13 protein-coding genes and 1 pseudogene are annotated in these 22,516 nt (G+C 50.0%); 13 read left to right on the top strand and 1 reads right to left on the bottom strand.

Annotated features, from left to right (window positions below):
- The first annotated feature begins 786 nt into the window (after nucleotides 1-786).
- The 13 genes and pseudogenes from AC1RMF_RS25790 (at nucleotide 787) to AC1RMF_RS25730 (ending at nucleotide 20,681) form a co-directional block, all read left to right on the top strand.
- Nucleotides 787-1,863 carry a substrate-binding domain-containing protein gene (locus AC1RMF_RS25790; RefSeq protein ID WP_446738011.1) on the top strand — a complete coding sequence of 359 codons (1,077 nt, stop codon included), beginning with the start codon at nucleotides 787-789 and terminating at the stop codon, nucleotides 1,861-1,863.
- Nucleotides 1,823-3,595, top strand: a complete 1,773-nt coding sequence (locus AC1RMF_RS25785; RefSeq protein WP_493145344.1) for an ATP-binding protein — start codon at nucleotides 1,823-1,825, stop codon at nucleotides 3,593-3,595. Before AC1RMF_RS25790 ends, AC1RMF_RS25785 begins: the two co-directional genes overlap by 41 nt.
- 127 nt (nucleotides 3,596-3,722) lie before the next feature.
- Nucleotides 3,723-4,586 (top strand): HDOD domain-containing protein, encoded by an 864-nt coding sequence (locus AC1RMF_RS25780; protein WP_493145343.1) that lies wholly within the window; start codon nucleotides 3,723-3,725, stop codon nucleotides 4,584-4,586.
- A 586-nt stretch (nucleotides 4,587-5,172) separates the two neighbouring features.
- Entirely contained in the window at nucleotides 5,173-8,022 is a 2,850-nt protein-coding gene (locus AC1RMF_RS25775; protein WP_493145342.1) for an EAL domain-containing protein, read from the top strand.
- A 458-nt stretch (nucleotides 8,023-8,480) separates the two neighbouring features.
- A complete protein-coding gene (locus AC1RMF_RS25770; protein WP_493145341.1) occupies nucleotides 8,481-9,446 on the top strand; it encodes a substrate-binding domain-containing protein in 966 nt (321 codons plus the stop codon).
- Nucleotides 9,447-9,503: 57 nt separating this feature from the next.
- Complete coding sequence (locus AC1RMF_RS25765; protein ID WP_493145340.1) at nucleotides 9,504-11,510, top strand: putative bifunctional diguanylate cyclase/phosphodiesterase; 2,007 nt, start codon at nucleotides 9,504-9,506, stop codon at nucleotides 11,508-11,510.
- Nucleotides 11,511-12,090: 580 nt separating this feature from the next.
- Nucleotides 12,091-12,819 (top strand): transporter substrate-binding domain-containing protein, encoded by a 729-nt coding sequence (locus tag AC1RMF_RS25760; RefSeq protein WP_342620472.1) that lies wholly within the window; start codon nucleotides 12,091-12,093, stop codon nucleotides 12,817-12,819.
- Between the two features lie 228 nt (nucleotides 12,820-13,047).
- Nucleotides 13,048-13,700 (top strand): annotated as a pseudogene (locus AC1RMF_RS25755) (IS6 family transposase); the annotation flags it as partial.
- A complete protein-coding gene (locus AC1RMF_RS25750) occupies nucleotides 13,690-14,016 on the top strand; it encodes a hypothetical protein (protein WP_493145339.1) in 327 nt (108 codons plus the stop codon). The pseudogene AC1RMF_RS25755 and the gene AC1RMF_RS25750, both read left to right, overlap by 11 nt.
- Nucleotides 14,017-14,848: 832 nt before the next feature.
- On the top strand, nucleotides 14,849-15,889 hold the full coding sequence (locus AC1RMF_RS25745) for a GGDEF domain-containing protein (protein WP_342620471.1): 1,041 nt from the start codon (nucleotides 14,849-14,851) through the stop codon (nucleotides 15,887-15,889).
- Nucleotides 15,890-15,966: 77 nt separating this feature from the next.
- A complete protein-coding gene (locus tag AC1RMF_RS25740; protein WP_493145336.1) occupies nucleotides 15,967-19,488 on the top strand; it encodes an EAL domain-containing protein in 3,522 nt (1,173 codons plus the stop codon).
- A gap of 297 nt (nucleotides 19,489-19,785) precedes the next feature.
- Nucleotides 19,786-19,992, top strand: a complete 207-nt coding sequence (locus AC1RMF_RS25735) for a hypothetical protein (protein WP_493145335.1) — start codon at nucleotides 19,786-19,788, stop codon at nucleotides 19,990-19,992.
- A 29-nt stretch (nucleotides 19,993-20,021) separates the two neighbouring features.
- Complete coding sequence (locus AC1RMF_RS25730; RefSeq protein ID WP_493145334.1) at nucleotides 20,022-20,681, top strand: adenosylcobinamide amidohydrolase; 660 nt, start codon at nucleotides 20,022-20,024, stop codon at nucleotides 20,679-20,681.
- A 194-nt stretch (nucleotides 20,682-20,875) separates the two neighbouring features.
- Here the strand turns inward: AC1RMF_RS25730 and AC1RMF_RS25725 are convergent, their stop codons facing one another.
- Nucleotides 20,876-22,135, bottom strand: a complete 1,260-nt coding sequence (locus tag AC1RMF_RS25725) for a trypsin-like peptidase domain-containing protein (RefSeq protein ID WP_493145332.1) — start codon at nucleotides 22,133-22,135, stop codon at nucleotides 20,876-20,878.
- Between the last annotated feature and the right edge of the window lie 381 nt (nucleotides 22,136-22,516).

Below are 22,516 nucleotides of genomic sequence, written 5' to 3'. Positions count from 1 at the left end.
GGGAACTCCAAGCAGAGTGGCACAGGCTTGGTTGTAGTGCGTAACAAGGTGCCTGGAATTGACAACGAATGTTGCTATTGGACTACCGTCAAAAAAATCAGCCGGGTCCAACGCATCAAGTCCCCGTGTAACACTCGTTGTAGCGGTTCCGGGTTGGTCCATAGCCTGTCCTTCAAATACACATGACGTTACCAGCAGCCAATTTGGTAATTGCATCGCAATTGCAATTCACAAAGAGCCAAGTCCCATCGCTTGATAGTACTCAATTGCCAAAGGAAACGCGAGAACTTTGCGACAGAATGCGATTCACATTTAATCAAATTTGGCTTTCATCCTGCAGTCGGCCTTACTTCAAATCGAAGGTGAGAACCGAATCACCAAATGAACAATTTGCAAAATTCATTCTTCGATAGCTTCTCCCTTCGTGTGTCAGTTCAACAGCTGGAGGCACAATTGCGTTTCCTGAGGCGGGTAAATCTATTCGAGGTTGCGACAGCCCATTCACAGTTGCTTGCTCGCATGTAAAAACCAGGTACCGCAATGGATAGGCCTACAGCACGTGTCGAGTCCTATCCTGCGTCTGCCTCAGCTCAACAAAGCCGCGCTAGTGTTGCGACAGGGGTGTAGATACCTGCATTGACAGCGACATTGAAGGCGTTCAACATTCCAAGCATGAACAATCCTAGTGCCAACACCGGCGTGTCGCTTAGGCACTCGTTTCTGCGTCGAGTCTTACGCGGGTTTCCCTATATTGGCCTTTGTTCATTACTTGCCTGTCTCTGCCCCGTGTCCGCTATTGCCCAGACGCCTAAGTCAGAGTCGCCCGCGGCTGTAGTGCCTTCGGTTGCTGCAATGCGTCAAAGCGTCGCTACCGCCAGCACGCCAACCCCTTCCTGGAACGGTCCGCGCACAGGACCAACCGGTGCCACCCAGAAAAATCTAGCGATCATCTGCGACGATCTTCGCAATGGCGGAATCCTCGGAGTTGCACAAGGCGTTCAGGAAGCTGTCAGATCGCTTAAATGGAACGTCAAGGTTTTTGACTCCGCTGGAAGTCCCTCTGGCAGAGCAAAAGCAGCCGCAGAAGCCCTGGCCTCAAAGCCGGACGGTCTTATTCTGGTAGGCACCGATGCAAAGGTCATGGGCCCGCTGGTGCGGCCGTTTTCCTCACTGGGAATACCCATCGTAGGTTGGCACGTCAGTGCCAAAGCCGGTCCCGTGGTCAATAGTCCCATTGCCATGAACGTTTCCACCGATCCGTTGGAAGTTGCCCGCATCAGTGCCATGGCCGCAGTTATTTCAACGAAAGACCACGCTGGCGTTGTGATCTTTACGGATTCGAACTTCGAAATCGCAATGGCCAAGGCCAACGCAATGGCCGACGTAATCCGTGCCTGCGAGCAATGTACTTTGCTCGGAATCCAGGACGTCGCAATATCCAAGAGCGCCGAACAAATGCCTGCGGTTACCCGCAACCTGCTCAGCCAATTTGGCAAACGCTGGACCCACGCTCTGGCGATCAATGACATCTATTTCGATTATGTGGTGCCCGAGCTGATCAAGGCTGGATTGCCCAATGACTCCATCAGCCTGCTCTCTGCTGGTGACGGAAGCTCTGCCGCCTTCATGCGCATCCGAGCCAAGGCGTTCCAAACTGTCACCGTCGCTGAACCTCTGAACTTGCACGGGTGGCAGTTGGTTGATGAATTGAATCGTCTGATGCAGCATCAGGCGGCAAGCGGCTACGTGATCCCTGTGCATCTGGTCAATTCCAACAATATCAATGTTGATGGCGGTGCACGTTTCCAGTATGACCCGGACAATGGATATCGCGATATCTACCGGCAGATTTGGAAGCCATAAAACGGCCTTGATGTTCAGCTTTCGCCTGCAACGTTCCGCCCTGCCGCATTCGTTGCGCAGTCAGTTCATATTGGCCTTGTCGTCTCTGACGCTGCTTTTTGTTGCCGCCGGGCTGACTGCCATCTATACACTGCGAGATACGATCGAGAGTACCCAGCAATTGGCCGGCGACCGCTTGTCGCGTATGCAACAGGCGCAAAACGTGGTTGAACGTGCTTTGCTGATTGAACGAACCTCCGGCCAGATGCTGAGTGCCACGTCGCAAGAGGAGCTACGTGAGCGCTACGCGGGGATTGGGCAACAATTGGATTTGCTGGATGGACTTGTGCAGCAGTTGGTAACCGGCAGCGACGATGTTTCAATTTTGGCGCTACATCAGTCTGCACAACTCTTTCGCAATACCGCCAACATTGTTGCTAGCCTGCAAGACACGACATTGCTGGCCGGAGCTTCAGACACGCTACCGCGAACGCAAGATCGCAACGCGCAGGAAGTCAATTTGCAATACTTCAAAGGTGAGCTTCAGCGGCAATCCAGTTCAATGGCCGACTCGGCACAGGCATTGTCATTGCGACTGACCCAGGACTACCGCAATGCGGTTACCCATTTGACCGAATCCGCACAAGTTCGACTGCGCTGGGTCTTGGTATTGCTTGTCTGCAGTCTGATTCTTTCATGGCTTATCTCCCACCTTTTCTTAGGTCAGCACGTGGTAGGTCGACTGTTACAAGTCAGCCACTATCTGCGACTGGATGATGGTCAGACGGCACAGGCGCAAGTGCCAGTTACCGGTGGTGACGAAATAGGCCAAATGGCGCGCGCCGTTGAACTATTCATGAATGATCGCCAAAAGTTGTACACCACAAACTTAACCCTAGAACAAGAGCGTGCACGGCTGGCTGACGTTATCAAGAAGCTGGAGCAGACGCAGAGCCAGCTACTCCAATCGGAGAAGATGGCCGCCATCGGGCAGCTAGCAGCTGGCGTCGCCCACGAGATAAACAACCCAATCGGTTTTGTCATTTCCAACCTGGGAACTTTTAAAGGTTATGTTGCCGATCTACTCGACATCTTGTCTTGCTATGAATCCAAGGAAGGCGAATTGGCAGAGGAAACCCGTGCAAAGATCCTGGCGTTAAAGAAAACAATAGATATCCTCTTCTTGCGAGAGGATGTTGCGAACCTTCTCAATGAATCTATGGACGGTATGCAACGCGTCAAACGCATTGTGCAAGACCTGAAAGATTTCTCTCATGTTGACAGCTCAGGCCTACAGATGGCCAATCTGGAGCATGGACTGGACACCACCATCAATATGGTACGCAGTGAGCTAAATGACAAAGTTGAAGTGTTGAAAGAATATGCCAATATTCCAGAGATTGAATGTCTGCCAGCAGAACTCAACCAGGTTTTTCTCAATCTGATGGTCAATGCTATCCAAGCCATCCCGAACCAAGGTACCATTACATTGCGAACAGGCGTTGACCAAGAAAGCGTTTGGGTGGAAGTTCAGGATACCGGCGTTGGAATTCAGGCTGAGAATATTGGACGCATTTTCGAACCATTCTTTACGACTAAAGCAATTGGTCAAGGCACCGGCTTGGGCCTATCTCTGTCCTATGGCATAGTTCAGAAGCATGGTGGCCAGATCTCCGTACGAAGCCAAATTGGCATTGGCACAGTTTTTCGAGTTACTTTGCCAATGCATATGCATCACACATCGGAGAGTTAGGCCAAGAAAAGATTGAACTGATTGTTCAAGACTTTGACGCACCTTCTGACGAAAAAATGTTACTCTTTTTTGGGTTTGCAATTTGCCTTCCAGTGTTCGCAAAACCATAGGTTTGAAGGAGTTGTCAATGGACATTTCGCCCATTTTGGCCCACAAGCTAGCCCAAGCCGTTGAAGAAATGCCTGCATTTCCCCAGAGCGTTCGAAAAGTCCTCACTCTCTCACAGGACATCAATTGCTCACCAAAGGAATTGGTGCATGTAATTGACAAGGATCCTGTGATTACCGTCAAGATATTGCGCGTAGTGAACTCTTCTTATTACAGCATGCCCACCAAGATTACTTCACTTCACCATGCGGTTGTCTACTTAGGCTTCAACACGGTGAAGAATCTGGCACTTGCCATTGCGGCAGTGGGCGTTCTGCCACGCAAGAATTTAGCGGACTTCGACGTGCAACAATATCTGCTGCACTCTTTGACCACTGCAGGTATAGCAAAACAATTGGCCGATCGTTGCCCAGAGGTGGATCCCGTTGATTGTTTTATTGCAGGACTCTTGCACGACTTTGGGAAAATTGTCTTGGCTCTCTATAGTCCACAGGAGTTTCGAATGGCGGTAGATATGAGTCAGGAACAAGGAGAGTCTTTGCATCTAACCTTGCGGCAAGTCATCGGCGTGGACCATTCCGCAGTTGGTGCCATGTTGGTTGAAAAGTGGAGATTTTCGGAAAGTCTAGTGGAAACCATCCGGCATCAGTATGGCCCAGAAGTATTGGATACAGATTCCATTGCCTGTGTTTTTGCAGGAAATCAGATAGCCAAGCGATTGCACATAGGGTTCTCCGGCAACGCCTATATTGAAGAACTACCAAGTAAGTTAGCTTCAAGATTGGGCGGCGGATTGGATGCTTTGCAAGCCGCATTGGGTACCCTGAAGTCGCTACATGCCGACATGCCCCTTGTCGCCGCGCTGAATGGATCCGCTTACTGAATAATTAGTGCTTACTAAGGTCTTTAGCCGAAAAATGGGAGTTGCACTTGAACTTGAGCGACACCATCGGCATGGTGTAAAAGTGTCACGAGGCAAGTGGCATCACAACTTGCACATGTTTTTGAAAATGTGTGCAATTCCGAGGAGCGTAAATCAGAACGCTCGTTTTCGCTCACAATATTTATTCACGCTTATTCAAATAAGCATTTGAATAAGCAAGCAATAAAGGATCTAGGAGAAGAAATCCGCCAAAGTCGCTCCAATATTACCTAGGCACCCACTTTAAAAGTATTCGGTTACCATCGCTTCGGGCACAAAGACGGGTGCCGACCGATACAAGGCAAAGTGTAACCGTTGCGTGTACGCTTCAGACTCCCAACATTGACTGCAACTTGGGATTTTGGCCGCGACATCGATTTTGAGTCAGATCAATCAGGAACTTCTAATTCCCATATCGCCCGGTTTCTGTTGTCACTTGCGAGTTTTGATTACCCATCAATGTATGAAAAAACATACCTACCTTCTTATCCCAATTTAATTATGATGTAAGAATGTCGCATATCGCGCATTTTGAAGCCCAATCGAGATGAACCTTCTTTCGGTAACTCAGCCGCTGAATCTCATAAGCCTGAAAGCGTTCATCGATGCTTGCCCTGTTGCTATAGGGGTATCACGCATGTCCGATTCGGCATATGTCGCCGTAAATGAAGCATTTCTCGTGATGCATGGCTACAACCATGAAGAAGTCATCGGACACACCAGTGAAGAGTTGCAGCTTTGGCGCAATCGCGAAAGCCGCTCGGCTGTTTTAACTCAGTTACAAAGAACAGGAAGCGCCCGTAATTTTTTTCATGAATATAGACACAAGTCGGGGCGCGTCGGTCAAGCCATTGCCTCCGTAGATTTATTCGATTTGGAGGGTATCGCCCATCTCATTGGATTTCTAGCCGATATAAGTGAGACAAGTCAATTGAGTTCCACGTTGGCTGAGACAGAGTCAACCTATCAGGCGTTGTTTCAAAACATGCTCAACGGCATGGCCTACTGCCGCATGTTGTACGAAGATGGTATGGCCAGTGATTTCATCTACTTGAAGGTTAACAAAGCCTTTGAAGAGCAGACAGGGCTGAAGAATGTCCGAGATCGCAAGGTCAGCGAAGTCATACCAGGAATACGAAGCAAAGACAAAGCGATTTTCGAATTGTATGAACGTGTCGTGAAAACCGGGGTGGCTGAACGTACTGAGGTGCTTATCTCTGCGTTAAATCAGTGGTTTTCCATTTCAGTGTTCAAAGTGCAAACAGACCACTTTGCAGTTGTATTTGACGTTATTACGGAGCGCAAAAATGCACAGCTTGCGTTGGCAAACAGTGAGTATCGTTTGCAACGTGCCATGGAAGCCACCAATGTTGGCTTGTGGGATTGGGATCTTCGGAGTGAAGTTGCCTATCTGTCACCCAAGTACTATGAACTGACCGGCTACGGGGCCGATGAAGTCGTTCCCAATTTAGACTTTTTCAAGAGCACGATCCATCCTGATGACCTCGCATCAGTTATGCAAAGCATGTCATCGCATCTTCGTGGCGAATCTGAAGTGAGCATATTTGACTACCGACTGGTAAGAAAAGATGGCCAAGTCTGCTGGATACTGGGCAATGGACGCGTTATCGACAGAAGTGCTGAAGGTAAACCATTGCGAATGATTGGTACCATTACCGACATATCTGACCGCAAAATATCAGAACTGGCACTGACGGAAGCATCTGTAGTTTTTACCAATAGCTTCGAAGGCATCATGGTAGTGGATAGCCAGGTTAAGGTAGTGAGAGTCAACCCAGCATTTACGCGTGTCACCGGGTATGCCGAGGAAGAAATCATAGGAAATTCACCCAAACTTCTTTCATCCGGTCTGCAGGGACCAGATTTTTACAAAGCGATGTGGGAGTCCATCCATACCAAAGGCAATTGGCGGGGAGAGATTTGGAATAGACGGAAGAACGGTGAAGTCTACGCGGAGCTATTGGCCATTTCAGTTGTACGTGATGCACTAGGAGCAGTTCAGTACTACATAGGAGCATTCTCCGATATCAGTCAAATCAAGTCCCATGAATTGGAGCTTGATCGTGTGGCACACTATGACCCACTTACTGGAACTCCCAACAGGCGCTTGTTGGCTGACCGCATGGAGCAAGCGATATTTAGAGTAAATCGACGCCAATCAAGCCTTGCAGTGTGCTACATGGACCTTGATGGATTCAAAGATATCAATGACCGATTTGGTCATGGGGTGGGTGACCAAGTTCTAATTGCTGTATCCAATAGCCTCAAGCATATTTTGAGAACCGAAGACACATTGGCTAGACTGGGGGGCGATGAATTCGTCATGCTTCTTGATGACATTGGTACTCCAGAAGAGTGTGTCCTCGTTTTAAATCGCATACTAAATGCCATCAAAACACCGATTGCGATAGACGGGAATGACATTCTCATTTCCTGCAGCATTGGAGTCAGTCTGTATCCGCTGGATCATGCAGACGCAGATGCACTGCTACGCCATGCCGACCAAGCCATGTATCAAGCGAAGGCAGCGGGACGCAACTGCTTTCAACTCTATGACCCAGAGAGTGATTTGAAGGCACAAGCGCATCAGCAATTTGTGGAGCGAATGCATTGCGCGCTGAGCGCACATGAATTTTGCCTTTACTACCAACCCAAAGTTGATCTGACCAATGGCAAAGTGTTGGGCGTAGAAGCACTTATTCGATGGGATCATCCTCAAGAGGGAATTCTTCCTCCTGCAGCGTTCTTGCACCATGTCGAAGGTAGTACCCTTGACCACCCGTTGGGTCACTGGGTCATGTGCTCCGCACTGGAACAGGCGTCGCAATGGAAACGACTGGGACATGAAATTCAAGTAAGCATCAATGTCGGAGCTCAGCACTTGCTTCATCCAGATTTCTTGAAGCATCTTCGATCTACGTTAGATCTTCATCCAGAACTGGCCGCTGATTGCCTGGAGTTAGAAGTTTTGGAAAGCGTAGGCATTAGCAATATGGATCAAACTATTGAAGTGCTCAAACAGTGCCATCAAATCGGAGTGAAGTTGGCACTGGATGACTTTGGTACAGGCTATTCATCTCTTACCTATTTGCGCAAACTTCCGGTGGACACCATCAAAATAGATCAAAGTTTTGTTCGCGATATGTTGGTGGATGCAGAAGATTTTGGTATCGTGGAAGGTGTCATCAGTTTGGCCAGAGCATTCAACCGAAAGGTGATTGCAGAAGGGGTAGAAACAATCGAACACGGGCACGCTCTAACTCGATTAGGTTGCCATTTGGCCCAAGGATATGGCATTGCTAAACCGATGCCTGGGAGTCAATTTCTTACTTGGCTCCAGGATTGGAGTGAGCAGCGTGCCTGGGCAGAAATCTAGTACGACATCTTAGATCGAAGACCTGAAGTCTAATCATGAAGTCAAAATCGTGACGAAGACGATCAACAAATCTGTTAAACGGTCAATGCGAGTTAAATTCGTCGAAATCTTTGCCACGACCAAAAGTGGAATTGTCATGAGCAATGACGACGACATCCGCAAGCCAGTGCTGATCGAAGGGGCGTGTTTCGGGTCTGCAGCAGAAACGCATAAGACAAGAGGTCGAAGATATGCCCCAAGCGCTGGAGATCATGGGTCACCTCTACCGGGGCTCCAACCATTCTGGAAGACTGCTATCGCAGATCCCATTCTTCAGTATCTGTATTGACTTCTATCGCATACCAGCGGGACAGAACACTTGAAGAACGCGTGCAAATTCTTTGGAAGCCTCAAATGTAGCAACTCAAACACATTGATGCGAAAATGACATCCGCTTGGATCATAAATAAAGGACTACTATGCGTTGGAAAGTCTTGGCAACTTTTTGTGCATCACTGGCTTGCATGTTTGGCAGTGCGAGTGGAGCGACTACTGCTCAAAATGTTGTGTTCATTCCCAAATCCAGTGACCATCAGTTTTGGGAGCTCATGCATGAAGGGGCCAGTCGTGCGATGAACGAGTCGGGTAGCGGCACGCTTACTTGGCGTGGCCCGGCCCATAGCGGTGATGTCGATGCCCAAATCAGGATTTTGGAAACATATACCCGGGACGGCGCTGACGCCATCGTTCTGGCCCCTATAGACCGGTACAAGCTAGAAGCTCCGGTCAAAATGGCCACCGAAAAAGGAATCCGGGTGGTGGTAGTGGACTCTGAACTTGGCGGAGAGAATCATTCCAGCTTTTTCGGCACAGACAACGTTGCCGCAGGTGCTTTGGCGGCCGAACAGATGGAAAAGCTGCTTGGCGGTAAAGGTAAACTGGTGGTGGTACGCACTTACAAGGGAAGTGTCACTGTTGAGAAGCGCGTAACCGGATTTACCAAGCATCTAAAAGCCCACGCCCCGCAAATCCAGATTGCAGCAGACTTTTATGCGGGTGACGCTGTTGGCGACATCTACTCCATAACGAAGGAGACACTGAGGCGCATTCAGCATATCGATGCGGTCTTTGCACCCAACGAGACAACTGCGCAAGCAAGCCTGCGTGCTCTGCGTGACCTGAACTTGGCAGGGAAGATCCGTTTTATTGGGTTTGACGCGACACCACTTCTGCTGGATGCTATTCGCCTCCGCGAAGTGGACGGTCTGGTACTGCAGAATCCGCGCCAGATGGGCTACCTCGCCGTCAAGGCTGCGCTTGAATCACCGGTTTCAGCCTCCCACAGATCTCCCACGGTAACCTACATACCCGCAACCATGGTTACATCGGAAAATGTGGACCAACCAGCGATCCAAGAACTGCTCGCCCGGGATAGACCGCAGTAGCTCAGCCAGTATCCGTAATTTGTCATGATATTTCTATCCCAGTGGATAAGGGGCCGCTTGACGGTCACGTTGGTGTTGACCGTCATCATTGGCATTGTGCTGCCCACGGTGATCGCCGTTGTGACTCTGCTCTGGTTTCGCCAGTCCAAAGTCGAGCAAGAAATGGTTGATATCCTGCAAGAAAAGTCTCTTGTGCTTTCGGCCAGCTTGGCTGAGCCAGTATGGAATTTCAACATGGAAACAATCTCGCTGCTACTGCGAGCATCCATGGCGGACTCTCAGGTTGTGCGGGTGTCCGTATTTGACACGTACGACAAGATACTTACCGAGGTAAAGGATGATTCGCGGCGCATGGGGCGATCTTATGCAAAAGTTCAAAACCTGAATCACATAAGCGGGGCAGCAAGTCGCGCGAACTTTGCCGGCAAAGTGGAGGTGGAAATCGACTCCGGCAATAGGCAAAGTGAATTCCGTCACGAAGTGCAGTTCTATTCTATGATTCTGGCCCTTCAAATTGCAAGTTCTATGGCGTTGTTGCTCTATGTCCTTAGAGCTCGGGTGCTCAAGCCTGTCGCTGGACTAACACAATTTTCGGATCAGTTGGCGCAAGGCAACTTTTACAAACCATTGGCTTGGTCGCGCCCCGATGAGCTGGGCACTTTAGCCCGGCAAATGGACAACATGCGCATGGTCATGGTAGACGACATCGCAAAGCGCAAAGAGGCCGATGAAACCATCCACAATCTGGCGTTTTATGATCCGTTGACGCAATTACCTAACCGCCGCCTGTTGCGCGAACGACTGAAGATGGCCGCCGTGGCGAGTGAGCGATCCGGACAGTACTTTGCATTGCTGTTCTTGGATCTGGACAACTTCAAGACACTCAACGACACGTTAGGCCACTCTGTTGGTGATGAACTTTTGATCCAGGTTGGAATTAGCCTGATTGAGAGCGTTCGCGCTGACGATACCGTGGCGCGTCTGGGAGGTGATGAGTTTGTGGTCATCTTGCAAAGAGTCGGTAGCGAGCCAGACGCCGCAGCTCAGCTGACTCGGCAAATCGCCGAAAAAATATGCAAAACCATTTCCAAACCCAGTCTGCTGGCCAGCCAAATGCATGTTATCAGCACCAGCATCGGAGTGACGTTGCATTGCGGCGCCCGAATGGATATCGATGTATACCTCAAAGAGGCCGATCTTGCCATGTATCAGGCCAAGGCTGCTGGACGAAATTGTGTGTGTTTCTTTGATGAACAAATGCACACCACACTGTTACAAAGTGCCAACTTAGAAGCATCTCTTCGAGATGCAATTCGAGGTGAAGAGTTCCTATTGCTGTATCAGCCACAGGTGATGCAAACTGGACATATCATGGGTGCAGAGTGTTTAGTTCGTTGGATGCACTCCGACCGCGGTTTAGTGTCTCCCAACGAATTTATACCCATTGCAGAGAAGACAGGACTAATTTTGCCACTGGGTCAATGGATCCTTGAGCAAGCGTGTACCAAGCTAGCGATTTGGTCCCGACACGAATTGCTGTCGCAGCTGAGCATCTCCGTCAACATCAGCGCCTGCCAACTTCATCAACCTGACTTCGTCGATGTTGTGCTTTCGACTGTGACACGCAGTGGTGCCAATCCGCGGCGGTTGAAGCTCGAATTGACGGAAAGTCAATTGATAGACAACACGGAAGACATTATTGAGAAGATGCAGCTTCTCAAAGAAAAGGGAATTGGCTTTTCATTGGACGACTTCGGTACAGGCTACTCTTCGCTGTCGTACCTACGGCGATTTCCGCTGGAGCAGCTCAAAATTGATCAGAGCTTTGTTCGTGATGTACTCGTTGACACCAACGACGCCGTCATTACCAAAATGGTGATCGCATTGGCGGAGAGTCTAGGATTGGCCGTCATTGCTGAAGGAGTGGAGCACGAAGCACAGCGCGAGTATCTTGCGCGTCACGGCTGCAATGCCTACCAGGGTTATTTGTTCGGCAGACCAATGCCAGATACCGAATTTGAGCACATGGTACTCGTCGACAATGCGGTCACCAGCAACTTGTAGGCATTTCCCGTTTGAATGACTGACCCAACGCTGAGGTGAATCGAATCGCCTAATGGCAGTACACGTTCGCTCAAGTAACGTTCTATCTAACAGTATTCAGAAGGACATACGCAGGGCGTGAACAGACGCTGAAGGAGCAATCGGTCGGGCGCACTGACCCTTGTACGGCATGCTTTTCATTTGGTTGATAGCCCGTGCGGCGCAATGAGGTAGGCCGGAAAATGACTTTCGCTTTTCCTATTACAAGGGGTTTTCGACTGCTCACCTCATTGGGAGAATGGCAACCACTTTACGCTGGCTATACGTTGATGGCTGTTTTGCAGCTCTTGTTGCGATGAAGATTGGTCGTGGCACTGTCGCCTTTTGACGTCAGTTGGGGAAAATGGTAGAGCATGGGCCAGTTTACTAGTCCGGCGACCACGAATGAAGCACGCATTTGAAATCGGGAATGCCGAGCGAAAATCCACCAAAATCTGATACTGTGAAAAATCCTTGAATCTTGCCGTTATTTGCTATTTGCACCAAGGCCGAGATTCCATCAATATAAAATTCCAAGTCAACTCATCCAACATACCGCTGCATGTCACTCATACAGGTTATCCGTTTCGCTGGTCTGTTCGTCGCAAATGTCGGTTGTGCATTGGCACAATCTGTACCAATCCATTTACTGTACGCTGAGCGACCTCCGTTCATGAGTCGGTCACTGCAAGGGGAGGTGATTGGAATCACTGCCACGCCTGCTATTCAGGCCTTTGTGAAAGCAGGTATTGCATATGAACTTATAGAGGCCTCACCTGCGCGCCGCTTGCTGGAAATACGGGAAAACAAAGACCGTGTTTGTTCCATCGGCCTGTACAAAACACAAGAGCGTGAAAGCTACGGAAAATTTACCAAGCCCATATCGCAAGACTCAGCAATGGTGGGCTTCGCGAATGCAAGCTTCCACCCACCCAAAGGAGTCAGTTTGGACGCCATTTTGGCGGATGCCAATACGACTGTGCTCATAAAGAATGCCATTGTCTACGGGCCCTATTTGGAGCAGAAATTTGTGACGATGAAGGCCATTCGCATGCCAACTAGTGCTGAATATGGTCAGCTCATCAAAATGATTCAACTCGACCGCTCAAAGTTGACCTTTCTACCCTACGAAGAAGTGATGTATTACGCAAGGCAGGAGGGATTCAAGGAAAGTGATTTCAACATCATTCATTTCAAAGGAATGCCAGCTGGGGAAATGAGATACGTCATGTGCAGCATGTCTGTCGAGGATGAAACGATTGCTAGACTAAATAGCTTCATAAGGAACTAGTAGGATGAGGCGAATATCTCCAATAAATGCCAGCAAGTCATTTTGATATTCATCGAACTTACTCATATAAATGAACGATTTGTGGGCCTCTCCCAAAGATAGCTCAGGGAGGTTCTGTCGGGGTAAGCGCCGGTACGTGAGAATGCCGGGATGCAAGACATGACCGAAACCGCGATGATCCTCGAACTGCGCAGGGTACTCAAGCGACTGCACCATCCTCTCGAAGTGATGCTGGTATGCGCCCGTTGGTATGCGCCCGTTGGTATGCAGCCTACCCCTTGAGCTTTCGCCATTTGGATGAAATGATGCAGGAGCGTGGCGTCTTCGTGGACCACTCCACCGTGCACCGCTGGGCTTTGAAGATTTTGCCAGTCATTGCGCTTATCTTTCGTCGCCGCAAGCGCCCAGTCGGTACCAGTTGGAGGATGGATGAGACCTACATAAAAGTAGCCGGTCAGTGGAAGTACCTGTACCGCGCAGTCAAGAAGAGCGGCGACACGGTAGACTTCTTGCTCACCGCCAAGCGAGATTTGGCAGCTGCGCGGCGCTACCTGGAGCGCGCCATCAATCTGCATGGCCTGCCTGAAAATATTACCATAGACAAAAGCGAGGCCAACACCGCTGCCATTCGCAGCGTCAATGCCGATGCCTGCGTTGATGTTGAACTGGGCCAGTCAAAATATCTCAACAATCTCGTCGAGCAAGATCACCGGGGAGTCAAACGAATCACCAACCCGATGCTGGGTTTCAAATCATTCTGGAGCGCGCAAAAACTGATTGCTGGAATCGAGACCATGTATATGGTGAAGAAGGGGCAGTTGCGCTGCCCTAATGGAAAGCCCATGTCCGCAGCAACTCAGTTCTACACCCTTGACTTCTGAGTTTTTGCCACCATACGCAGAAATTCATTCACTCAACGTTATTGCGACAAAGCCAAGCAATCGTGTCTTCTATCTTACGTACAAATCAGAACGTTACTTTCTGGCGTTCTATAACGACCCACGCTACGATCGCAATCATTTGGAAACCGTCACCAAAGTACTCGGTAACCCACCAGAAGGCTCAAAGCTGCAGTTTTTCCTGACTCGCAAGGCGTCATTGAGTAGGGAAACGCCGTTGCAAACTCTAGCTGCGGGGCGCGTTGCAAAGGTCAAAGATGTCGCCACCGCCTTCGCTGAAGTGCCGACGGAGACCTGAGTTTTATGCCCCTTCAACCACCAGCCGCCAAGCCATCAGGAAGTGTGAAGGACATGAGCCCGCAAGTCGCCTTGCATCGGTCTCGAATTGGTACCGATTGCTTCGCCCATTACTCTGACTAAGCAGGGGCGATCCACCAAAGAACTCCGTTTGACTGGTTTTGCAACGATGAGTCCGAATCTAGTTTGAATGTGAGGATCGCCCCATAGACGTTGCACCGTGCCTCTACGAAGGAAAGACGTTTTCAACGTTTCTTGGAGGTGCCAGTCCGATTTTCTCGAGTGTCAACTGCCTCAGTGGCAGCGTCCAACACTGTGTTCAACATTTGATGAGTCTGCGCACGTGCCGATGGTATAGCTGGCCAACAAACCATCGAAACATTCCATCATGATAAGGGGTTACACACCTTGCCGGCTGGAATCCCGAACTCTGTGATGCACCAGCCAACTTTTCGCATTTATTTCTAAGACGAGCCCAACGAGGTAGGGATTTCCTTACATCGTGTCGACCCCAATGCTTGCAAACTCTGAGTTGATCCAGAGCCTTTTGATTGTCGAGTCGCGACTGCATATTGGAGCTGCAGTTCTACTTCTGTCTGTTCGTTGCCAAGCATCCATTGCATGAAGTCCACATTTGTGAAACTTCAAATCATCTTTGACATATGTCAGAATCCAAGAAGCTTTAGAACATAAAATTTTTCCGCTTCACGGGAAAAGATAATCCGTTGGAAAACAAGATGCACAAGAAAACAGCCCCGGTTCTCCTTCAAGGTGACACTGACAGCGTTGCTGCACGCCGATGCCACAGATCAACTGCAGAATAGTTGGCGTGAATGTACGACCTCGTTGATAACCTTGCCGATCTGACCGCCCTGAGAGATCGGGATGCGCTGGATGTTGCCCTGGCCAACACCATCAGTGATTTGTTGCTTCCACTCTGCGCAAGTATCTGTCGTGCTGTCGGTGATCAGGGCAATGAGCGTTGGCGAATTTCGGCCCAAATACAAGCCGGGACGTCAGGTGTATTTAGCGACGCGGCATGGATGCCTTTTGACCAACTTCCTCTGCTAGCTAAATTTCCCATGCGACAGTTGGCAATATCGGGGCAAATTCAGGAGTCCGACGACGGCCAGCATATTGTGGTGTTTCCACTTGGAGGAACGCCAGGAAATACTGGAGTACTTGAGATACGCTTGGATGCGCCACTGTCGGCGCAAAGGCGCGATCTGGTAAGTGGCATTCTCAGGCTGTATCGCAACTTCTCTGCACTTCTTGACTATGGTGAACGCGATTCATTAACCGATCTGCTGAATCGTAAGACGTTTGATGGAGCCTTCCTGCGCGCCACCCTGGAGCAGAAAAATGGCAGCGCAGAAGACAATAGCCACCGCCAGCAAGAACGACGGGACACTGAGGCGTACGCAACTTATTGGCTGGCGATGATTGACATCGATCATTTCAAGCGCGTAAACGACAACTTTGGACACCTCATCGGAGACGAGGTGCTGTTACTGCTGGCGCGCCTGATGCGTGCTCATTTTCGCTTCAATGATCAGATCTATCGGTTCGGTGGAGAGGAGTTTGTGGCGCTTGTGCGCTGCCACAGTGAAGCGGAGGCCTCTGCCTTGCTGGATCGACTGAGAATTACTACACAAAACCATGTGTTTCCCCAGGTAGGTTCCATCACTTTGAGCATTGGCTTTTCGGAAGTCAGGGCTGGTGATTCTCCTAGCGCAGCCATCGAACGGGCAGACAAGGCTGTTTACTACGCAAAAGAGCATGGACGCAACCAAGTATGCAGTTATGGTTCCCTGGTATCGAATGGTGGATTGGTCGAACCAACTACCAATGTTGGTGATGTGGAGTTGTTCTAGGGCTCGCAGTGTGATCGACGGAATATCCAAATCAATAAATCTGTCAAGCACTCAAAGATTCAATCGCTAATTTTCAAATGGCAACAGATTCACCTCGGCCTATTCTGCATTCCTGGCAATTGGGCCTGGTGGTCGCGCTATGTGGCATTGCGGCAAGCGCACTCATGGTACGTAAGCAGTCTGACTCCATCGACATGGTGGAAAGTGCACGCTTCACACAGGCTGCGAATTCTCTGAACGAGACTTTGGCAAGCCGAATTGCAGGATATGTCGAAATCGCACTTGGCTTGCGCGGACTATTCGTCGTTGATCCTCTAGTGGATCGACGCTCCTTCAACGAAGCTGTAACACATCTCGATGTAAACAGCCGCTATCCCGGTATCAAAAATATTGCGTTTACACGGTATGTAGCGGCAAAGGATAAACGGCGTTTTGAAGCTAAGGTGCGCGCTGACACCACGCTCAATCCACGGGGTTACCCAAACTTTGCGATCCATCCGCCAGGCGACCGCAGCGAATATTATGTCGCAGACTATCTATGGCCTGCAAATGGCAATCAAAATGTGCAGGGTCTGGATATCAGCGCCCAACCTGCCAACCTTGCATCCATGCAGTTTTCAAGACGCACCGGGCAGCCCGTAGCCAGCGCGCCATTTGATTTGATCCAGGAGACAACAAGTCGAAGTGGATTTGTCATTCGGGTACCGGTCTTCGTGGGCAAAGGCAACGGCGGCCAGGAGCCAAAAGAAGAAGATTTTCTGGGGTCAGTCTCCATCACGGTCAGGGTATTTGATCTGTTCCAGCAACTGCAGAGTGAAGGGCATTTCGAAGGACTGCGCGTTGCCGTCACCGACATGGGATCTCTGCTCTCCAATTCGAGTTCAGATGCCAATACGGGTTCCCTCATGTTTTCGAACCTGCTAAGTGGCTCGGATTCGGGCACAGCCATCAGCCGGATGATTAATGTGCATGGTCGCAAGTGGCAGCTTCAGTTTCAGCCAGAAAGACACTTCATATCAGATGCTGAACGTCGTACACCACTGCTGCTAGGTCTGGCAGGTACACTTATTTCCGTCCTGTTGGGAATATTAGTTATGCTGCTGGCCCGTGGCAGGTCGCTGGCCTTAGCTCAGGCACAGGCCTCTGGAGAAGCGTTGAAAGACAGCGAGCAACGGTGGAAATTCGCCGTAGAGGGTTCTGGCGACGGCCTTTGGGACTGGTACATTCCCTCAGATGTTGTCTACTTCAGCCCGCGCTGGAAAAGTTTGCTTGGATATGCGGATGGAGATATTGGCAATCAACTCGATGAGTTCAAGACGCGCATTCATCTGGACGACCGAGAACATGAGGAGGCCAGTAAACAGGCGCATTTGGCTGGAGAAACACCCCTGTACGTCAGCGAGCTGCGTCTTCGGTGCAAGGATGGTAGTTGGAAATGGATTTTGAATAGAGGTGTGGTGGTTCAGCGTGGCCACGACGGCAAGCCCTTGCGAATGATTGGAACTGTGCGTGACATCACCGACAAAAGGAACATTGAGGAAAACCTGAAGAGAAAAAACGATCTACTCACCAGCATCATCAACAATTTCCCCGGCGGAATATCGGCGGTGAATGGTGATCTGACTCTGCTAGCACATAACGAATTATTCGCCAGGATGATGGAGTTCCCCGCATCACTGTTTGAAATTCCAAATGTGGGAATGGAAGATTTTGTTCGCTACAACGTTCAACGTGGTGAGTATGGGCCGGGAGATCCGCAAGAGCAAATTTCTTCACGAATCAATCTTGCTCGAAAATTTTTGGCGCATCGTTTTGAAAGAGTACGCCCTAACGGTACGGTGCTGGAAGTGAGTGGGGTTCCGTTGCCTGGGGGTGGCTTTGTCAGCACCTACATTGATATCACCGAGCGCAAACATGCGGAGGCGCAACTGCGCATTGCCGCCGCTTCCTTTGAGTCCCAAGAAGGGATGATGGTCACCGACGCCAACCAAGTTATTTTGCGTGTAAATCGCGCGTTTACCAAAATCACAGGTTATGCCCCAGAAGAAATAGTTGGCAAAAGACCCTCAATTCTCAAGTCAGGACGACATGATTCCGACTTCTATCACGCCATGTGGGAGAGTATCAAAAGTACCGGTGGCTGGCAGGGGGAGGTCTGGGACAGGCGCAAGAACGGAGAAATCTACCCAAAGCTGTTAACTATTTCAGAAGTCAAGGCAGTTGACGGAACGGTTACTCATTACATCGGTACCCAATACGATATCAGCGAGCGCAAGCAGACAGAAAAAAGAATTGCCGAACTGGCATTTTTTGATCCCCTCACGCACCTACCCAATAGAACCTTGCTGCTAGATCGTCTTGCACAATCCATGACCAATGGACATCGCAATGGTTCCTATGGTGCTGTCTTGTTCATAGACCTGGACAACTTCAAAACACTGAACGACACGCTCGGGCATGACAAGGGGGATTCGCTGCTCCAACAGGTGGCTTCAAGGCTTACCTCCAATGTTCGCGAAGGCGATACGGTGGCTCGCCTGGGTGGTGACGAATTTGTCGTTGTGCTCGGCAATCTAAAAGGCAGCATTGAAGAGGCCGCGAGTCAAGCCGAAATGGTTGCCTCAAAAATACTCAATGCTTTGTGCCAAACATATCCGCTTTCTGACACGACTTACCGCAGCACAGCAAGCCTTGGTGTCACGCTTTTCAGCGGTCATGAAACCTCCATTGAGGAACTCCTAAAGCAGGCCGATCTGGCCATGTACAAGTCCAAGAACTCGGGCAGAAATGCGATCCGGTTTTTTGACCCATCGATGCAGACCGCAGTGCTAGAAAGGTCGGCCTTTGAAGATGACTTGCGTTCAGCAGTGGAAACGAAGCAATTTATTCTTCACTACCAAGTCCAGGTCGAGCGAAATGGGGAGATTACAGGATGCGAAGCGCTGGTCCGTTGGCAGCATCCCACTCGTGGAATGGTCTCACCAGCGAATTTCATTTCCGTAGCAGAGGAGTGTGGTCTGATCATCCCATTGGGACATTGGGTGCTGAAAACGGCCTGCACGCAATTGGCGACCTGGGCAACGCAGCCGGACATGCGTCACCTGACACTTGCAGTCAATGTCAGCGTGCAGCAATTTCTACAATCTGACTTCGTCAATCAGGTGCTGGCTGTCATTGAAGCTACTGGTGCCAACGCCTCCCGACTCAAACTGGAGCTCACAGAAAGCCTGCTTGTCGACAACGTCAATGAGATCATTGAAAAAATGGTGGCACTGAAGACCGCGGGTGTCAGCTTTTCTCTGGACGACTTCGGCACCGGCTATTCATCTCTATCCTATCTCAAGCTACTACCTTTAGATCAATTGAAGATTGACCGTTCGTTTGTCAATGACATACTTGACGACTCAAATGACGCGGCCATCGCAAAGACGATCGTGGCACTGGCCCAGATTCTGGGTATGGAAGTCATTGCCGAGGGAGTAGAGAATCAAGCGCAATGTGACTTTCTTAGAACGTTAGGCTGCTATGCGTACCAAGGTTACCTCTTTGGTCGTCCACTTCCCGTTGAAGCGTTCGAGAGCCTTGTTAGGGCACCTTGAACATTACCCCATATGAGAGTAGATGTATTAATACCTGTAACTAGCGCCAAATGATGAAATCGACCAAATTTTGACGACTCTTTGATCAGACCAGTTCACTGTCGAATGGGTTTTCAGGTAGTCGATGTGAATTTACCCTCACGATCGGGATTCGAACTGCTCAGGTTGCTTCATCTACGACGATCCCCGGGTGATCAACCTGACTATTGAGTGACAAGGTGGACGGATTGCTCTTCGTTGGACGTTGTTGATTAACGCATGCTTCCACACTGCAACTCCTTGGAGAGGGTTTTCTTAATGCACACGACCTTTGGTGGCGTCATTCTTTATGCAGGTTACCTTCGCGCCGACCTCGGCTACACGACCAATGACTTTGTGGCCAGGCACCGCGAGATAATAGGTATTGCCCCAGTCGCTGCGCATGTTGCGCAGGTCACAACGCATCTAGAACAATTAGATGTCCGTGAATTGAGCAATGATAATGCGTTGCACATAGTTTATTAATCACCTGTTTAATTACTAGAATTACTTCCGTGTCCACCGATAATATCAACACAATCCCTGGCATTATTGTCTACCAACGAACTGATGTCATTCACGTTCAGAGTCAAAGAATTTTGACAACACTATCTTCTTCATTCTCAGGAGGAGGTTTCAATCGGGTTCGCCATATCCTCAATGCCAGTGTGGGCGAGAACTTTTGCTCAGAAACACCTCAGATCGACTTGCATGCCATTGCCGCGCGATGCGGAGTCACGACTCCATATGTTGGTCTCCTAACAGCGGTACCAATGCGCAAGCTACGAATGGTATTTACGCGCGAAGAAGCGTTGCGCGTCGGAGTACTGGTTACGGCGGGCGTTCGCAATGCCAGCAGCGCAGGCATCTCGAAGCCATTTTTGTCTTCTCCAGGCACGATCAATATCATCGTGCTGCTTGATGCAAAACTCACTCGTGCAGCCATGGTGAATGCAATAATTACCGTAACCGAAGCCAAGTCGGCTGTTCTGAATGAACTGGGTGTTCGTACATCGGGTGGAGACCTAGCCACTGGTACGTCTACTGATACTGTCACTATTGCCATGACAGGTCTTGGTACTTCAATGCAGTATGCAGGCCCCGCCACTACTATTGGGTGGCTAACAGCTAAGAGCGTGCGAGAGGCGTTGCGCGAATCGCTGATGGCCACATAAATGGAAAGCACACGCCCTCGATGGGCGAAAGCACAATGGGCAAAACGCCTTTAGTTTGATGCGCTTGCTTCTCCGCGCTCAGCGTTTCAGTTGAAATTCCACAATGCATGTACCAACGCATCTGCTTGATGCTTCAGCGCACTTGTTTAGCTAAGCATAAACAACTGCTAAGTAGGTCTTGAAAAGAGAGCCTCCTATTTGGAATTCACGTGTGGGATTTTCGGACTATCTTCATGGATTTCGATCGTCGCATTTGATGTCTGTTTTAGCAATTCAGATACCACCTCTATAGGTACGCCGATGTTGGAACCGGTGAAATTTTGCAATACCGCACGATTGACAGCGACGACCTCTCCGCGCAAGTTCACTACCGGCCCCCCACTCCCACCGCCAGTCGTCTGCGCGTCATACGCGATAGCTGCATCGGTTGTCTGCGCAATGATGCCGCGACTTACCAAGGGTTTCACTAAGCCAACTTTAGCCAAGATTTCGAGTGCACGGCCATCGTCCAGATTGGGGACGTTTTCCAGTCTCGCTAAGAACTCATCGCCTGCACGTGCTATCAACGCGTGTATGCCTGTCGGGTAACCAAACAGCAGCGCCACATCACCAGGCAAGGGATTTTTCTTTGCCAGCGGTAAAGGCGACACTGACAGTGCAGCACCACTGCCACGTAAGAGGGCCAAATCGTGCGAATCCACCGTTAGTGTCATGACTTCAAAAGGGTTTTCCTGTCCCGGCAAAAAGCCGCGCATTTCAAGCATGACGGGTTTTACCCCAAGCTCTTTCATAGCCTTTTCTGCAATGCCGTTTTCCCAAGGCAATGCTACATGGCGGTTTGTCAGCAACGACCCATGTTGATCGATCACAAAGAACGTTCCCATGAAAGTGGAAACATACACGGGCCCCATGCCCGAAATGGTCAATCGTGGGCTACCGTCACTGTCGCGCATTGGTTTTCCAAGAGCCATACGTACGCGAACCGGTTTTCCACTGGTTGGGTGAATCAATACAAACCGTCCTTGAATGAGGCCCACCGATGCACTCACCTGGGCTACTACCGGAGCCAATGAGCCACTCTCAATTACATCTACGCGCGCAGACTCACCGTCCAAATTGCGTTTAACCGTGTCTCGTAGAACATCCATTTCGCTACGCAGTGGGCTTTCACTTCGCAAGCGGCGCAGCTCCTCACTCACTACCGCAACTTGTCGGTCCGCTGCATTGAGTTGGTTTACCAACTGCGTCGTGCGCCAATATTGCGCGCCCACTACTACACATAGCAGAGCAACGACAGGAAGAATACTTCGTAAAGCGAGGCGCCAGTGGCCTCGTCTGATTCTTGCCACCTTCGCGTCTGCAAGAACTCTGGTATGCCATTTTTCATGTGCAAAGGAGTCTCCGCCTGCATCACTTAAAGGCTCTGCGGGAACATTTGATTCAGTGACGTCCATGTCAGCCCCCATTGGATTCATCGTCACAAGAAGCCCAACCGATGATTCTTGGCTCTTTATCGAAGCAGTTACGTTGCAATACGCCGGTTAACCCAGGGCAATACTAGTTCTGAATAGATGAAGATTCAACCCAATGAGATTTTCGGTTGGCTAAGCGCAGCAACCCAAGACCCAATTCATCGGGAGCAAAGCTTTCAGGTGACCGCCACACCTATGCCTCACGCTCGCGCTCCATTTCAAATGGGCTCCTGGCCCGGTTCAGAACCGTGGTCTGGCTTGCTGTAACGTTGGACGGCTCATTCTCCCGCGATATGTGACGGGGCCTGAGCAGCTTGGCGTTGATAGCGTTGAAAAAAGTACGGCACCCCCCTTTCGCCGAGC

The sequence above is a fragment of the Rhodoferax sp. GW822-FHT04A08 genome (genome assembly GCF_058801025.1).
Note: the sequence above shows the minus strand (reverse complement) of the source record. Positions and strands in the feature narration are given on the sequence as shown.

What these genes read in the sequence shown, in the direction of transcription:
- AC1RMF_RS25780 (WP_493145343.1), top strand. Translation starts at nt 3,723, where the DNA reads ATGGACATTTCGCCCATTTTGGCCCACAAGCTAGCCCAAGCCGTTGAA.
- AC1RMF_RS25785 (WP_493145344.1), top strand. Translation starts at nt 1,823, where the DNA reads ATGGATATCGCGATATCTACCGGCAGATTTGGAAGCCATAAAACGGCC.
- AC1RMF_RS25775 (WP_493145342.1), top strand. Translation starts at nt 5,173, where the DNA reads ATGAACCTTCTTTCGGTAACTCAGCCGCTGAATCTCATAAGCCTGAAA.
- AC1RMF_RS25740 (WP_493145336.1), top strand. Translation starts at nt 15,967, where the DNA reads ATGGCAACAGATTCACCTCGGCCTATTCTGCATTCCTGGCAATTGGGC.
- AC1RMF_RS25725 (WP_493145332.1), bottom strand. Translation starts at nt 22,135, where the DNA reads ATGGACGTCACTGAATCAAATGTTCCCGCAGAGCCTTTAAGTGATGCA.
- AC1RMF_RS25760 (WP_342620472.1), top strand. Translation starts at nt 12,091, where the DNA reads ATGTCACTCATACAGGTTATCCGTTTCGCTGGTCTGTTCGTCGCAAAT.
- AC1RMF_RS25770 (WP_493145341.1), top strand. Translation starts at nt 8,481, where the DNA reads ATGCGTTGGAAAGTCTTGGCAACTTTTTGTGCATCACTGGCTTGCATG.
- AC1RMF_RS25745 (WP_342620471.1), top strand. Translation starts at nt 14,849, where the DNA reads ATGTACGACCTCGTTGATAACCTTGCCGATCTGACCGCCCTGAGAGAT.
- AC1RMF_RS25735 (WP_493145335.1), top strand. Translation starts at nt 19,786, where the DNA reads ATGCACACGACCTTTGGTGGCGTCATTCTTTATGCAGGTTACCTTCGC.